Consider the following 14,765-nt stretch of genomic DNA (forward strand, 5'->3'; position numbering starts at 1 on the left):
CCGTGCAGGACGTGGAGGCGGTGTTCCGAGCGGAGTACGGCCGCGCGGTCGCCGTCCTGGTCCGCCTCCTCGGCGACATCGATCTCGCCGAGGAGGCCGTCCAGGAGGCCTTCACCGTCGCCGTGCGGCGGTGGCCGCAGACCGGCCCGCCGCCCAGCCCGGCCGGCTGGATCATCACCACGGCCCGGAACCGGGCCGTCGACCGGCTGCGCCGGGAGGCGTCCCGGGCCGACCGGCATGCCGAGGCGGCCCTGCTGTACGCCGCCGATCCGCCCATCGAGGAGGGACCGGTGCGCGACGACCGGCTACGCCTGATCTTCACCTGCTGCCACCCGGCCCTCGCCCCGGCCGCCCGTGTCGCGCTCACCCTGCGACTGCTCGGCGGCCTGCGCACCGCCGAGATCGCCCGAGCGTTCCTGGTGCCCGAGCCGACGATGGCGCAGCGGCTGGTACGGGCCAAGTCGAAGATCCGCAACGCCCGGATCCCGTACCGGGTGCCGCGCGACGCCGACCTGCCCGACCGGCTGCACGCCGTGCTCGCGGTGCTGTACCTGATCTTCAACGAGGGTTACACGGCCAGCACCGGCCAGCGGCTGGTCCGCGCGGAGCTGTGCGCCGAGGCGATCCGGTTGGCGCGGCTGCTGGTCGAGCTGATGCCGGACGAGCCGGAGGCACTGGGTCTGCTCGCCCTGATGCTGCTCACCGAATCCCGCCGCGACGCGCGGACCACCGCCGACGGCGACCTGATACCGCTGCCCCGGCAGGACCGGGGCCGGTGGGACGCCGCACTGGTCGCCGAGGGGCAGGCCCTGGTACGCCGCTGTCTGCGCCGCGACCGACCGGGCCCGTACCAGATCCAGGCCGCGATCACCGCCGTGCACAGCGCCGCTCCGCGCGCCGCCGACACCGACTGGGGCCAGATCCTCCGGTTGTACGACCAGCTCACGGCGGTCGCTCCCGGACCGGTGGTGGCGCTGAACCGCGCGGTCGCCCTCGCCGAGGTGGCCGGACCGGCGGAGGCGCTGACCGAGGTGGACGGCCTCGACCTGGACGGCTACCACGTGCGGCACGTGGTCCGTGCCGATCTGCTGGCCCGACTCGGCCGGGCCGGGGAGGCCGCCGCCGCGTACCGGACGGCCGCCGCACTCACGGACAACGCGGCCGAAAAGGCGTTCCTGGCCGGGCGGGCAGCGGCCCTGTCACCGGACTGAGCGCGCGTTTGCCCCCTGCCCGCCAGGGAACCCGAGGCACCCGTCGGCGCGGCGTCGGACGCGGCCGCAGGAACGGATGGAGAAGGCCATGACGAGCCGTGCCACGGCCGCCCGCACCGTGCCTGACCTGGCCGTCCTCACCCTCGGCGTGGAGGAGGAGTTCCTGCTGCTCGACCCGGACAGCGGACGCAACCTGCCGGTGGCCGACCAGGTGCTGGCCGCGCTGCACGGCACCGCCCGGGAGCAGAGCCGGCAGGAGTTCCGGCACAGCATGGTGGAGATGGTCACCCCGGTCTGCGCCGACCTCACCGAGCTGCGCGCGCACCTGGTGGCGCTGCGCCGATCCGCCGTCGAGGCCGCCACGGCGGCCGGGGCCCGCCTGGTCGCGGTCGGTGCCACCCCGGTGGCCGAGCCGCACCGGACGGTGCCCGACAGACCGCGCTACCACGCGATGTCGCGCCGGTACGGGCCGGTGGCGCACGACCCGGCGGTCTGCGGGTGTCACGTGCACGTCGGCCTGCCCGACCGCGAACTGGCCGTGCAGGTCTGCAACCACCTGCGGGTGTGGCTGCCGGTGGTGCAGGCGATCACGACGAACTCGCCGCTGCACGACGGGCGGGACACCGGTCACGCCAGCTGGCGGTCGATGCAGCTGGAACGCTGGCCCAGCATCGGCCCGACGCCGTACTTCGACTCCGCCGCCGACTACGACCGGACCGTCGACGAGCTGATCGCCGCCGGCATCATGCTGGACGCCGCGATGGTCTACTGGTACGCCCGGCCGTCGTCGGCGTACCCGACCGTGGAGGTGCGGGTGGGCGACGTCTGCGCGGACGTCGACGACTCCGTGCTGGTCGCCGCGCTGGTCCGGGCGCTGGTCGCCACCCTCGCCGACGAGGTACGCGCCGGCGTGTCCGCCCCGAACACCCGCGACTGCCTGGTCGCTGCGGCGCACTGGCGGGCCGCCCACGACGGCCTCGACGGCGAGCTGATCGACCTGCGCGCCGGCGGCACCCGGCCGGCCTGGGACATGGTCGACGACCTGCTGGCGCTGGTGGCACCGGCCCTGCTGCGGCACGGCGACCTCGGCTACGTGCTGTCGCAGCTCGCCCGGCTGCGACGCGACGGCACCGGCGCGACCCGGCAGCGTCAGGTGCTGGAGCGCACCGGGAACCTGCGGGCGGTCATCGACGACCTGGCCGCCCGCACCGCCGCCGGCTGACTCTGCCGGTCTGCTCACTCTTTCAGTGGATGTCGTGCGACTGGAGCCAGAGTTCCAGGAGCCCGAGCTGCCACAGCTTGTTGCTGCCGGCGGCCGCCGCGGCCCGGTCCGGCTCGGCGAGCAGCCGCCCCACGTACTCCGGTCGGAACAGCCCTCGCTCGCGTGCCTCCGGTGCCTGCAACGCCTCGGCCACCAGTTCGCGTACGGGCCCGTCGACGTTGCGCAGCGCCGGCACCGGGAAGTAGCCCTTGGGACGGTCGATCACCTCGGCCGGCAGCACCTCCCGGGCCACCTCCTTCAACACGCCCTTGCCGCCCTGGGCCACCTTGTGCTCCGGGGGGCAGTGCGCGGCCAGGGTGACCAGGTCCTGGTCGAGGAACGGGGTACGCACCTCCAGGCCCCACGCCATGCTCATGTTGTCCACCCGCTTGACCGGGTCGTCGGGGAGCATCAGGTGCGTGTCCAGGCGCAGCACCGCGTCCAGTGCGGTCTGCGCCCCGGGCGCGGCGAGGTGTGCGGCGATCAGCTCGCGGCTGGCGTCGTGGTCCAGCGCGTACGACGGGCCGACGATCTGGCTCAGCTCGTCGTGGTCGCGGTCGAAGAACGCGGCGGCGAACGTCTCGTCCGCGCTGTGCCGGGACGCCTCGGCGAGCGGCTGGTGGTAGCCGTAGCCGGCGAACACCTCGTCGGCGCCCTGCCCGGACTGTGCCACCTTCACGTGCTGGGCCACCTGCTCGCACAGCAGGTGGAAGGCGACCACGTCGTGGCTGCCCATCGGCTCGGCCATCGCCAGCACGGCGCGCCGTACCGCGGGCACCAGGTCGTCGTCGGCCAACCGGATGCGCTGGTGGTCGGTGTCGTACGCGCTTGCCACCAGGTCGGAGTAGTGGAACTCGTCGCCGGACTCGTCGCCCCGGCTGTCGAAACCGATGCTGAACGTCCGTAGGTGCCGCTGGCCGGCCTCGGCGAGCAGCGCCACGATGAGGCTGGAGTCCAGCCCACCGGAGAGCAGCACGCCGACCGGCACGTCGGAGACCAGGCGTCGGCGTACCGCGGTGCGGAGCGCGTCGCCGACGGCCGCCCGCCACCCGGCGGCGTCCATCCCGGCGTCGGCCGGTTCCCGCACGTAGTCCGGACGCCAGTACACCTCCTCCCGGCTGCGCCCGTCCGCCTCGATGACCCGCAGGGTGGCCGGGGGCAGCTTGCGGACGCCCCGCAGCACGGTCCGCGGCGCGGGCACGATGGAGTGCCAGGACAGGTAGTGGTGCAGGGCCACCGGGTCGATGCCGGTGTCCACGTCGCCGGCGCGCAGCAGGGCGGGCAGGGTGGAGGCGAAGCGGAGCCGCCCCGGGGTCTCGGCGAGGTACAGCGGCTTGATGCCGAGCCGGTCGCGCGCCAGCACCAGGCGCCGCCGGGTCCGGTCGACGAGGGCGATCGCGAACATGCCGACGAGGTGGTCGACGAAGCGCTCACCCCAGTGCGCGTACGCCACCAGGATCACCTCGGTGTCGCTGGTGGAGTGGAAGTCGTACCCGGCGTTGCGCAGCTCCTCGCGCAGCTCCGGGTAGTTGTAGATGCAGCCGTTGAAGATCAGCGCCAGGCCGAGGTCGTCGCGGACCATCGGCTGGCCACCCGCGTCGGACAGGTCGATGATCGTCAGCCGGCGATGCCCGAGGGTCACCCAGCCGTCGGTGAACAGCCCTTCGCCGTCCGGGCCGCGCGAACGCATCGCCTCGGTCATCCGGGTGACCGCCGCGGCGTCGGGCTGCCTGCCGTCGAACCGCGCCTCCCCGCTGAGCCCGCACATCAGACGCGGCGGTGGGTCAGGTGGGGCACCAGTGGCACGAGGGTCCTCCCGTCACGTCACCCGGCGCGTGGCGGCCGGTCCCGTCGGCCGGACGGGGCCGCTGGCTACCCGGGCGCGGTGGGGGCAAACCAGGCACGCCGCCGTGAGGAGGCTCGGTCTCCCCGCTCAGCCGCGGAGGGTGCGCAGGATGCGGGCGAGTTGGTCGCGGTCGGCGTCGTCGAGGTGGCCGAAGAACCGGTCCGCCTCGGCCCGTCGGGCCGCCCGGATGGCGGCGCTGACCCGGGTCCCCTCCTCGGTGAGCACGACCAGGGTGGCCCGCCGATCGGCCGGGTCTGGTCGGCGTTCGACGAGCCCACGGGTCTGCAGGTCGTCGATGACCTCGGTGGCCGACCGGGGTGCGATGCGCAGGTGCTCGGCGATGGCGCCGGGGCGCAGCTCGCCGTGCCGGGCCAGCACCCCGAGCGCCCGGGACTGGCTGGGGGTGACGTCCCACGGCGCCAGCGACTCCCGCGCCTGCCGGCGCAGCCGCCCGGCCACCGCCCAGAACGTCTCCGCCAGGCTCTCGTCGTCGCCGTCCGCCGTGCGCTCCGTCACGGGGAATACGGTAGCAGGAGATGCGGTTGTTCCCTCATGATGAGGTAACCTCAGCAATCTCCCACGAGAGGCAGTCCCCTTGGAACCCACCCCCACCGGCCGCGACCGCGGTCACCGCACCGCCACCGCCGACGAGAAGGCGCAGGCCCGCCAGGTGTCGCTGCGCCGCATCGGCCGGCTGTTCACCGCCCACCGGCCCGCGCTGGCCGCCGTGACCGCGATCATCGTGGTCTCCTCGATCATCGCGATGGCCACCCCGTTCCTCCTGCGCGCCGTCATCGACCGGGCACTGCCCCAGGGCGACGTGACCCTGCTGGTCTGGCTGGTCCTCGGCATGGTCGCCGTGGCCGCGGTCACCGCCGCCCTCGGCGTCGTCCAGACCTGGATCTCCACCCAGGTCGGGCAGCAGGTCATGCACCGGCTGCGCACCGACGTCTTCAGCCACCTCCAGCGGCAGTCGCTCGGCTTCTTCACCCGGACCCGCACCGGCGAGGTGCAGTCCCGCATCACCAACGACATCGGCGGCATGCAGTCGGTGGTCACGTCCACCGCCACCGCCGTCGCGTCCAACCTCACCACCGTGGTCGCCACGGCGGTCGCGATGGTCGCCCTCTCCTGGCAGCTCTCCCTGGTCTCGCTCGTGGTGCTGCCGCCGGCGATCTGGCTGACCCGCCGCGTCGCCCGGATGCGCCGGGAGATCACCGCCCAACGCCAACGGGAGCTCGCCGACCTCAACGTCACCGTCGAGGAGGGCCTGTCGATCAGCGGCGTGCAACTGGCCAAGACCCTCGGCACCGGGCCCGCGCTCATCGACCGCTTCACCGCCTCGTCGGCCCGCCTGGTCGACCTGGAGCTGCGCAGCGAGCTGGCCGGCCGCTGGCGGATGGCCTCGATGAGCATCATCTTCGCCGCCGTACCGGCGGTCATCTACCTCGCCGCCGGCCTGCCCGGCACGGCCGGCACCCTGAGCATCGGCACCCTGGTCGCATTCACCGCCCTCCAGGGCGGCCTGTTCCGACCGCTGATGGGGCTGCTCAACGTGGGCGTCTCGCTGACCGCCTCGCTGGCGCTGTTCGCACGGATCTTCGAATACCTCGACCTGCCCGTCGACGTGGCCGACCCGGCCGAGCCGGTCCGCCTCGACCCCACCCGGGTGCGCGGTCACCTGCGCCTGGAGGACGTCACCTTCGGCTACCCGGGCAGCGACACCGCCGCGCTCGCCGGGATCACCCTCGACGTGCCCGCCGGGACCAGCCTCGCCCTCGTCGGCGAGACCGGCTCCGGCAAGAGCACCCTCGCCGGGCTGGTCAGCCGGCTGCACGACCCGACCGCCGGGCGGGTCACCGTCGACGGCGTCGACCTGCGGGATCTTCGACTGGCCGACCTGGCCGCGATCGTCGGCGTGGTCAGCCAGGAGACGTACCTGCTGCACACCACCGTCCGGGAGAACCTGCGCTACGCCCGGCCGGGCGCGACCGACGCGGAGATCGAGAACGCCGCCCGCGCCGCACACATCCACGACCTGATCGCCGCCCTTCCCGACGGGTACGACACGATGGTCGGCTCGCGCGGCCACCGGTTCTCCGGCGGCGAGAAGCAGCGCCTGGCCATCGCCCGTACGCTGCTGCGCGACCCGCGCATCCTCGTCCTCGACGAGGCCACCAGCGCGCTGGACACCGAGACCGAACGCGCCGTGCAGCGGGCCTTCGACGTGCTCGCCGAGGGCCGCACCACGATCACCATCGCGCACCGGCTCTCCACCGTCCGCGACGCCGACCAGATCGCCGTGCTCGACCACGGCCGGATCGTCGAGTCCGGCACCCACGACAGCCTCCTGCACCGCAACGGTCGCTACGCCACCCTGGCGGCCTGAGCGCCGGGCTCCGGTTCACAACCGTCTCGAAACCGTCTCTAAAACCGTCTCATTATTGGTTGTCCAGGTGCCGGTAGACGGTGGCCCGCGAGACGCCCAGAGTGGCGGCGATGGCGTCCACCGAGTGGGTGCCCGCCGCGTGCATCCGCCGGGCCTTCTCGACCTGCTCCCGGCCCAGCGCCCGTGGCCGCCCCGGCGGTCGCCGGCGCTCCGGCGCCCCGGCCACGGCGTCCGGCGCCGAGGTGGCCAGCAGCCGGCGTACGCCGTCGAGCATGTCGGCGCGCAGCACCTCGTCGGGCACGTCGGTGAAGAAGACGATCGGGTCGCTGCACGCGGCCACCGCCTGGACGGCCCGGACCCGCTCCCGGCGGCCGGCATCCGGCCCGGCGATGACCTCGTTGGCACGCATCGCGATCGCCATGAGCCGGTGGTACGTGTCGTTGCGCCCGACCAGGGCGATGTCGTGGAAGAGCATGCCGAGCGGTCGGCGGTGGGCGAGCATGGTGTCCACCCAGCCCTCCAGCAGCGTCCACCGGGCCTGCTCCGTCGGCTGCCCCCGCGCGGCGTCGAGCAGCGCCTCCAGGTCGGCCAGCAGCGGCTCGACCAGTGCGGCGAGCAGGTGCTCCTTGGCCGGGAAGTGGTACAGGATCGCGGCCTTGGTCAGCCGCAGCCGCTCGCCGATCTGGCGCAGCGAGGTGCGCTGGTAGCCGTGCTCGGCGAAGAGGTCGAGCGCGGCGCGCAGGATCCGGGTGCGGGTGTCGTCCGCGGGATCGGCGGTCATGCCGGCCAGCGTAGCCCGCCCTGACCGGTGGCAGATCTCACCGTTGATCCGGCTGACCGGCGGTCAGTACAGTGAGGGTGGCCGACGCATCCGATGGCAGGAGGGGCGATGCCCGTCATATCGATCGACAACCTCGTCAAGACGTTCGGCCGCATCCGGGCACTCGACGGGCTCGACCTGCGGGTCGAGGCGGGGGAGGTGCACGGCTTCCTCGGGCCCAACGGTGCCGGCAAGTCCACCGCCATCCGGATCCTGCTCGGGCTGCTCCGCCGCGACTCCGGTGAGGCGCGGGTGTTCGACGCCGATCCCTGGCGCGACGCGGTGCACCTGCACCGCCGGCTGGCGTACGTGCCGGGCGACGTGAGCCTCTGGCCGAACCTCTCCGGCGGGGAGGCGATCGACCTGCTCGGCGAGCTGCGCGGCGGTCTCGACAAGCGTCGCCGTGACGAGTTGCTGCAGCGCTTCGACCTGGACCCGACCCGCAGCTGCCGCACGTACTCCAAGGGCAACCGGCAGAAGGTCGCCATCGTCGCCGCCTTCTCCTCCAACGTGGAGCTGTACGTGCTCGACGAGCCGACCTCCGGCCTCGACCCCCTCATGGAGGCGGTGTTCCAGGACGAGATCCGGCGGATCAAGCAGGCCGGTGCCACGGTGCTGCTCTCCAGCCACGTGCTCGCCGAGGTCGAGGCGCTCTGCGACCGGGTCAGCATCATCCGCGAGGGCCGTGCCGTCGAGTCCGGCACCCTCGCCGAGCTGCGCCACCTCACCCGCACGACGGTGATCGTCGAGACGGCCCGACCGACGAGCGGTCTGGACGGGCTGCCCGGCGTGCACGGCGTGCGCGAGGTCGACGGGCGCACCCACCTCGAGGTCGACCCGGCGCACTTCGACGAGCTGCTCGGGCAGCTCATCGGCTTCGGCGTCCGCGCGCTGACCAGCACCCCACCCACGCTGGAGCAGCTCTTCCTGCGCCACTACGGCGACGAGCCAGTCGCCGCCGACGGGCACCGGCCGGCCGACGCCCCGCGGGCCGGTGCCCGATGACCGCCCTCACCGGCACCCGTCGGCTGGCCCGACTCGTCCTGCGCCGCGACCGGATCCGCCTCGCCATCTGGGTCCTCGGCACACCCCTGCTCGGCTACGCGCTCGCCGGCAGCGTCGCCGGCATCTACCCGGACGAGGCGGCCCGCCAGGGCTACGCCACCACGTCGGCGACCAGCCTGGTCGCCCGGGCCTTCAACGGCCCCATCGCCGGCACCGACCTCGGTGCCGTGGTGGTCGCCGAGACGTACGTGACGCTGGCCCTGATCGTCGCGCTGCTGAGCACCTTCGCGGTGACCCGGCACACCCGTCAGAACGAGGAGACCGGTCGGGCGGAGCTGCTCGGCGCCTCCGTGGTCGGCCGGTACGCGCCGCTCACCGCCGCGCTGTTGGTGGTGGTCACGGCGAACGTGGTGGCCGCGGCGCTGCTCACGTTCGCTCTGCTCGGTGCTGGCCTGCCGCTGGCCGGCTCCGTCGCGGCGGCCGGCGCGGTCGGTGGTGTCGGGGTGGCCTTCACCGGCGTCGCCGCGGTCACCGCGCAGCTCTCGGTCACCTCCCGGGGCGCCAACGCGCTCGCCGCCGCCGCCGTCGGGCTCTCCTTCGTGCTGCGGGCCGCCGGCGACGTGTTCGGCGACACCAACGCTTACAGCACCCGGGTGGAGAGCGCCTGGCCGTCCTGGCTCTCCCCGCTCGGCTGGGGCAACCAGGTGCGAGCCTTCGGTGGAGAACGCTGGTGGGTGCTGGCCCTGCCCGTCGTCCTGCTGCTCGGCGGGGTGACGCTGGCGTATGCCCTCGCGGAGCGACGCGACCAGGGCGCCGGCTTGCTCGCACCTCGACGCGGGCCGGCGACCGCTGCCGCTCGGCTGCTCAGCCCCGCCGGACTGGCCTGGCGGATGCAGCGCGGCACGCTGCTCGGCTGGGCGTTCGGGGTGGCCGTGCTCGGCCTGTCGATGGGCGTCGCCGGCGACGAGTTCAACGCCATGATCGACCAGAATCCGGCCGCCGCCGAGGCGATTAACGCGATGGGCGGCGGAACGAACCTGATCGACGCGTACCTGGCCGCGATGCTCGGGCTCTTCGCCCTGACCATCGGGGCGTACGTCGTGCAGGCCCTGCTGCGGGTACGCGGCGACGAAGCCGACGGCGTGCTGGAGGCGGCACTCGCCACCGCCGTGAGCCGCACCCGGTGGCTCGGCACCCAGGTGCTCGCCGCGGCACTCGGCGCGGTCGCCCTGCTGCTGCTCGCCGGCCTGACCACCGGGCTCGGCTACGGCCTGGTCACCGGCGACCCGCTCGGACAGGCCATCGAACTGGGCGGGGCCGCACTGCTGCGGCTGCCGGCGCTGCTCGTGGTCGCCGGGGTGGTGACGGCGCTCTTCGGCCTCCTGCCGCGTTGGTCGGTGGTGCTCTCCTGGACGGCGCTGCTGGTCTTCCTGCTCCTCGGGCAGCTCGGCGCGGTGCTGGAGCTGCCCCAGGCCGCACTCAACATCTCCCCGTACACCCACGTCCCGTCGGTGCCCGCCGTCGACCCGACGGTGCTGCCGCTCGTGGTGCTCGCCGGGGTGGCGGCGGCGCTGCTCGCCACCGGCGTGGCCGCCTTCCGCCATCGCGACGTCCCGAGCTGACGGGCGGGGACTGCGCAACTTCAGGGAGGTGGTCCCCTTGCGGCTCGCCGAGGGCGCCACCTCCCTGAGGTTGTGTGCCAACGGGGCGCCCTGACGTAGCGCCGACGTCGGCGGGGTGTCCCTGCGTGACGCAGTGGATCACAATCGGATGGTGCGCCGTCCGATGTGGAAGTGGGGCCTGCTGACCGTCGTCGCTGCGCTGGCGGCGGGCGGGACGGGCTGGGTCTGGCTGCGCTATGACTTCGAGAAGGTCAACTGGGCCTGGGGCGTCATCGCCGGCATCATCGCGGTCTACGTCGTCCTGGACCAGGTCTTCACCAACCGACCCGCGGCGTCCATGGCGCTCGTCACGCACCGACGTGCCGCAGCGGACCAGCTTGCCGACCTGATCCGCCGCGACCCCACCGACGACACGCTGCTCCGCGCCATCGACGAGCCGTACCCGCTGCCCGTGCGCTGGTCCACCGGCCCGGCCCGCCTGTTGCCGTCCTGGCGGGCGATCGGCCGCTCCAGCGACGCGGCGCCGCTGGACCTGTCCGGGCGCGACGGCGCGCTGTGGAGCCGATACCGCAGCATCCCGTCCGGACGGCTGCTGCTGCTCGGGCGGGCCGGTTCCGGCAAGTCGATCACCGCGCTGCGGATGGCCCGGGAGCTGCCGGCACACCGCGACCCGGACACGCCCGTTCCGGTGCCGCTGCCGGTCGCGTCGTGGGACCCCGACCGGGAGGGCTTCACCGACTGGCTGGTCGACCGGATCGCCCGGCGGTACCCGCAGCTCGCCGCCGAGCGCCCCGACAGGGAGGCGGTGCTGCGCGACCTCGTCGAGGCGGACCTGGTGGTGCCCGTCCTGGACGGCCTCGACGAGATGCCCGAACAGCGGTTGATCGCCTGCCTGGAGCAGCTGAACGCCCTGGCCACCCAACGATTCGTGCTCACCTGTCGCTCATCGGTGTACGAGCGGTACCTCACCCAGGGGGAGAAGCTGCGCGGCGCCGCCGTGGTGGTGCTCGAACCGCTGAGCCCCGCCGAGGTGGCCGACTACCTCGTCGATGCCGCCCCGTACCACCAGGCGGAGAACTGGTCGACCGTCGCCGCCACCATCGGCGACGACACCGAGCTGACCGACGTACTGTCCACACCGCTGATGGTGGCGATGGCCCGCACGGCCTTCGACCAGCCCGGCACCGACCCACGCGACCTCGTCCCGCTGGCCCGGGAGCAGGGCAGTCGGTCGGTGGAGGACGACCTGCTGACCCGGGCCGTCGACGCCGCCCTGCGCTCCGGGCGGGGCGGTCAGGGGCTGCACCGGTGGGAGCCGGACACGTCCCGGCGGTACCTCGCCTTCCTCGCCGCGCACCTGGAATCGCTCGACCAGCGCGAGTTCCGCTGGTGGCAGTTGCCTGCCGCGCTGCCCGGCCCGTTCTGGGCGATCTTCGATGGCCTGCGCACCGGGCTGGCCGCCTGGGTGGCGCTCACGTACGCCCATGACGCTCTCACCGCGACCGCCGCCGTCACCAGCGAACCCGGCATCCGCGACCTGCTGAACGCGATCGCCCGCAACCCCGACGGCCTGGGCGTCGCGGCCTTCCTGCTGGCCGGGTGCGCCGCGATGCTGCGCGGTGGCACGGCGCGGGACACACCCCGTCGGGTGCTGTTCGCCGGTGGCCGGTGGGCCTTGCGGGACGGGATGATCGGCGGCCTGGTCGGCGGCACGTTCTGGGCGTTCGTAACCCTGACGCTGCTGTCGACCGTCACCCCGTCGCCGGAGCTGGTTGAGTGGCTGGACCGGGTGCCGGGGTTGCCGCCGTGGTCGGTCCCGGTGCGCGCCGCGGTGCTGGTCGGTGTTCTCTGGTGGGTGTACTTCGCCGTCACGGCTGGCCTGCGGGTCGACGTCGCCGCGCCCGCCGCCGAGCTGGGCGCCACCAGCGCGGCCGAGACCATCGACGCGGACCGCGCCGCGAGCGTGGCGGCGGCGCTGACCACCGTGGCGGCCGCCGTCCTGGGGGTGTTCGTCGCAGTGGCGTTGCTCCGGCTGACCGGGGTGCTGCCTGCCGCGCCGTCGGTGACGTCGCTGGCGTACGCCGGGATGGGTCTGGGGTTGGGCTGGTGGCTGCACCGGCGCGCGGGTGCCGCGTGGGTCCGGTTCGCGGTCGCCCGGGCGGTGTTGGCCGTCCGGGGCCGGATCCCCTTTCCGCTACTGGCGTTCCTGGCCTACGTGGAGTCGGTCGGCCTGCTGCGGCACGGCGCCGGGGCGTACCGGTTCCGGCACGGCCGCCTGCAGAGCCGGCTGGCCGCCGGGTCGCTGACCGGGCGGCGGGGCAGCCGGCTGCGGGAGGAGTTCGGCATCGAGCTGGCCCGGGCCGGCTACTGGACCGAGGCGCTGGGCGCCTTCGCCGCCGTCGCGCGCACCCGGGCGGCGAGCATCGGGTCGGTCGACCGCCTGACCGTGGCGGCCCTGCGCAAGGCCCTGCTGGCGGGGGCCGCCGCCGGCCAGTGGACCCGGCTCGCGGACCTGCTGGCGCTGATGCCCGCACCGAGCCCGCCCGGCACCACCACACCGGTGTCCGAGCAGCGCGAGCGGATCGCCCGGCTGCTCGTCGCCGACACGTCACTGCCCGAGCTGCGGGCCGCCGCCGAGGAACTGCGCCGGCGGGAGGACGACGACACGCGAACGGACACCGGCACCGACGAGTTCCTGGCCGCCCTGCACTACGCCGAAGGCGGCCCCGACGCGGCACGGGCCCTGCTGGACCGGCTGCTCGGCAGCGGCAGCGCGGGCGACGGGTTCGGCCGGTCCGTGCCCCTCGCGGCCGGGCTGCTGGCCCGCCTGCTCCTCGACGACGGCGACGCCGAGGCCGCCCTCGCCGTCTGTCACCACGAGCTGCTGCTGACCGATCAGGCGCCCGACCGGGCCGACCTGCTGTTGTTGCAGACGTGGAGCTGGTCGGTCGAGGTGCTGCGTCGGGTTACCGACGAGCACGGTGACCTGCTGCGCCGGATCCGCGCCGCGCTCGCCGAGCAACGTGGCCGGCGTTTCGCGCTGACCCGGCGGGAGTTCGCGGAGATGGGATTGCAGATGTGCCACGCGACGGTCGGTCACGCGACGCTGGGGCCGCTCGCGGTGGCGGTCAGCCGGCGGCTGGTCGGGGTGCTCGCCGACCCGGAGATCGTGGTACTGACCGCCCGGCGCGGGGCACCCATCTGGCACGCCGGGTAGGGGATGGCGGGGCTTGCCCGGTGCTGGCAGCCTCGGCGGCGTGAGCACCCTTCTGACGCAGCTTCCGGCGCTCCTCGGCGTGCTGGTCGGCACCCTGGGCACGATCCTCGCCACCTCGTTGGCTGACCGCGCCCGGTGGCGGCGCAGCCAGAGCGTCCGCTGGGACGAGCGGCGGCTGGACGCGTACGTCGACTACGCGCACGCCATCAAGGAGAGCCACGCGGTGGTGTTGCGGATGACGGCCGACCACCGGCCGGGAGCGCGCAGCCACCCCATCGACCGGGAGGCCGGCCCTGGCCCGGCTGGCCGAGGCGGACGCACGGCGCACCATTGTCTGGGAGAACCTGCTGCTGCTCGGCGACGAGCCGACCGTCGCTGCGGCCGCTCGGTGGCGCGACGCCGTCTGGCAGCTCGAACGCCTCGCCCGCGGGATCGTCGACCCACCGCAGGACATCCCCGCCATGCTCACCCTCGTCAACGAGGCACGCGACGGCTACTACCGTGCGGCCCGGCGCAGCCTCGGCGTCCGGGGCGGATCGGTGGAGCAGTCCGCCGCGTTGCGGCAGGCGCTGGTGGACCGGCCGGCCGTGACGTCCGACCAGCGGGAGACGGCTGCCAACTGACCTGGCCGAAGACGATCCGTCACTACGAAGGCAGCGACGTTCTCGGCTGTGAGTGTCCTGACGGTCGCCAATGATCTGGCACCGTGCACAGCAGCGTGACCAACGGGGCGGCCCGAGTCGGAGGGTGGTTCTACCCTGCCGGGTGACAGCAATTTGCCTTAGGAGAAGATAAGTCAGTCGTGCGACGGGGATATTGGCGAGAGCCCGGGGATGCGGTCAGTGCTGAGGAGGCCTGGGACATCTGGGCACCCCACGCGTACGACGTCCTGCTGGAGGTGGCGCGGCGGTATCAGGCCGTCACCACCTACGGTGAGGTCGGCAAGGAGGTGCAGGACAGGTCAGGCGTTCGGACCTCCGCGCTCCTGCAGAACTGGATCGGTGCGGTCCTGGGTCGGGTGGTCCGGCGCGCACACAAGCAAGGTCATCCACCGCTGACGGCGCTGGTCGTCCACAAGGACGACGGCAAGGTCGGCGTCGGATACGCCGAAGTGTTGCAGGTGGCCGGGCAGCCGCCGGTCGAGGACGAGATGGAACGCGAGCGACACGCCGCCTCGGCCCGGCTGGCCTGCTACCGCTACTTCGAGGCGTCAGGGCTTCCGGCGGACGGTGGCCAGCCAGCTCTCGCACCGAGGCTCGAGGAGGCCGTGCGACGCCAACGCCGGAGCGCTCCGCAACCGCGTCGCCCCACCTGCCCACGGTGCGGCATCCAAACTCCGGTGAGCGGCGCCTGCGACTACTGCGACTGACACCTGTTGGCGGCGTCGCGACCTC

Annotated in this window: 11 protein-coding genes; 8 read left to right on the forward strand and 3 right to left on the reverse strand. The window is 73.6% G+C overall.

The genetic code is table 11. The features are described from left to right. The first annotated feature begins 2 nt into the window (after positions 1-2). Both M8C17_RS06695 and M8C17_RS06700 read left to right on the forward strand, forming a co-directional pair. Positions 3-1,211, forward strand: a complete 1,209-nt coding sequence (locus M8C17_RS06695; RefSeq protein WP_252415509.1) for an RNA polymerase sigma factor — start codon at positions 3-5, stop codon at positions 1,209-1,211. Positions 1,212-1,299: 88 nt separating this feature from the next. Next, a complete protein-coding gene (locus tag M8C17_RS06700; protein ID WP_252415510.1) occupies positions 1,300-2,433 on the forward strand; it encodes a glutamate--cysteine ligase in 1,134 nt (377 codons plus the stop codon). Between the two features lie 22 nt (positions 2,434-2,455). Here M8C17_RS06700 and M8C17_RS06705 read toward each other — a convergent pair whose 3' ends face one another. Both M8C17_RS06705 and M8C17_RS06710 read right to left on the reverse strand, forming a co-directional pair. Beyond that, a complete protein-coding gene (locus M8C17_RS06705) occupies positions 2,456-4,240 on the reverse strand; it encodes an N-acetylglutaminylglutamine amidotransferase (protein WP_252415511.1) in 1,785 nt (594 codons plus the stop codon). A gap of 165 nt (positions 4,241-4,405) precedes the next feature. Beyond that, on the reverse strand, positions 4,406-4,834 hold the full coding sequence (locus tag M8C17_RS06710) for a MarR family winged helix-turn-helix transcriptional regulator (RefSeq protein ID WP_252415512.1): 429 nt from the start codon (positions 4,832-4,834) through the stop codon (positions 4,406-4,408). 79 nt (positions 4,835-4,913) lie between these two features. Here M8C17_RS06710 and M8C17_RS06715 point away from each other — a divergent pair, with 79 nt between their 5' ends. Next, positions 4,914-6,707, forward strand: a complete 1,794-nt coding sequence (locus tag M8C17_RS06715; RefSeq protein WP_252415513.1) for an ABC transporter ATP-binding protein — start codon at positions 4,914-4,916, stop codon at positions 6,705-6,707. Between the two features lie 52 nt (positions 6,708-6,759). On the opposite strand, the gene M8C17_RS06720 is transcribed toward M8C17_RS06715, so the two are convergent. After that, positions 6,760-7,488 carry a TetR family transcriptional regulator gene (locus tag M8C17_RS06720; RefSeq protein ID WP_252415514.1) on the reverse strand — a complete coding sequence of 243 codons (729 nt, stop codon included), beginning with the start codon at positions 7,486-7,488 and terminating at the stop codon, positions 6,760-6,762. Between the two features lie 108 nt (positions 7,489-7,596). Here M8C17_RS06720 and M8C17_RS06725 point away from each other — a divergent pair, with 108 nt between their 5' ends. The 5 genes from M8C17_RS06725 (at position 7,597) to M8C17_RS06745 (ending at position 14,740) form a co-directional block, all read left to right on the forward strand. Next, entirely contained in the window at positions 7,597-8,532 is a 936-nt protein-coding gene (locus M8C17_RS06725) for an ABC transporter ATP-binding protein (protein WP_252415515.1), read from the forward strand. Then, positions 8,529-10,154 (forward strand): ABC transporter permease, encoded by a 1,626-nt coding sequence (locus tag M8C17_RS06730; RefSeq protein WP_252415516.1) that lies wholly within the window; start codon positions 8,529-8,531, stop codon positions 10,152-10,154. Before M8C17_RS06725 ends, M8C17_RS06730 begins: the two co-directional genes overlap by 4 nt. A gap of 151 nt (positions 10,155-10,305) precedes the next feature. Further along, on the forward strand, positions 10,306-13,371 hold the full coding sequence (locus M8C17_RS06735) for an NACHT domain-containing NTPase (RefSeq protein WP_252415517.1): 3,066 nt from the start codon (positions 10,306-10,308) through the stop codon (positions 13,369-13,371). Between the two features lie 461 nt (positions 13,372-13,832). Further along, complete coding sequence (locus M8C17_RS06740; RefSeq protein ID WP_252415518.1) at positions 13,833-13,994, forward strand: hypothetical protein; 162 nt, start codon at positions 13,833-13,835, stop codon at positions 13,992-13,994. A 179-nt stretch (positions 13,995-14,173) separates the two neighbouring features. Then, on the forward strand, positions 14,174-14,740 hold the full coding sequence (locus tag M8C17_RS06745) for a hypothetical protein (protein WP_252415519.1): 567 nt from the start codon (positions 14,174-14,176) through the stop codon (positions 14,738-14,740). Positions 14,741-14,765: the final 25 nt, after the last annotated feature.

It is taken from the genome of Micromonospora sp. RHAY321 (genome assembly GCF_023896955.1).
Taxonomy (GTDB): Bacteria; Actinomycetota; Actinomycetes; order Mycobacteriales; family Micromonosporaceae; genus Micromonospora.

Coding starts and splice junctions, on each gene's coding strand:
- M8C17_RS06700 (WP_252415510.1), top strand. CDS start 1,300: ATGACGAGCCGTGCCACGGCCGCCCGCACCGTGCCTGACCTGGCCGTC.
- M8C17_RS06705 (WP_252415511.1), bottom strand. CDS start 4,240: ATGTGCGGGCTCAGCGGGGAGGCGCGGTTCGACGGCAGGCAGCCCGAC.
- M8C17_RS06720 (WP_252415514.1), bottom strand. CDS start 7,488: ATGACCGCCGATCCCGCGGACGACACCCGCACCCGGATCCTGCGCGCC.
- M8C17_RS06725 (WP_252415515.1), top strand. CDS start 7,597: ATGCCCGTCATATCGATCGACAACCTCGTCAAGACGTTCGGCCGCATC.
- M8C17_RS06730 (WP_252415516.1), top strand. CDS start 8,529: ATGACCGCCCTCACCGGCACCCGTCGGCTGGCCCGACTCGTCCTGCGC.
- M8C17_RS06740 (WP_252415518.1), top strand. CDS start 13,833: ATGCTCACCCTCGTCAACGAGGCACGCGACGGCTACTACCGTGCGGCC.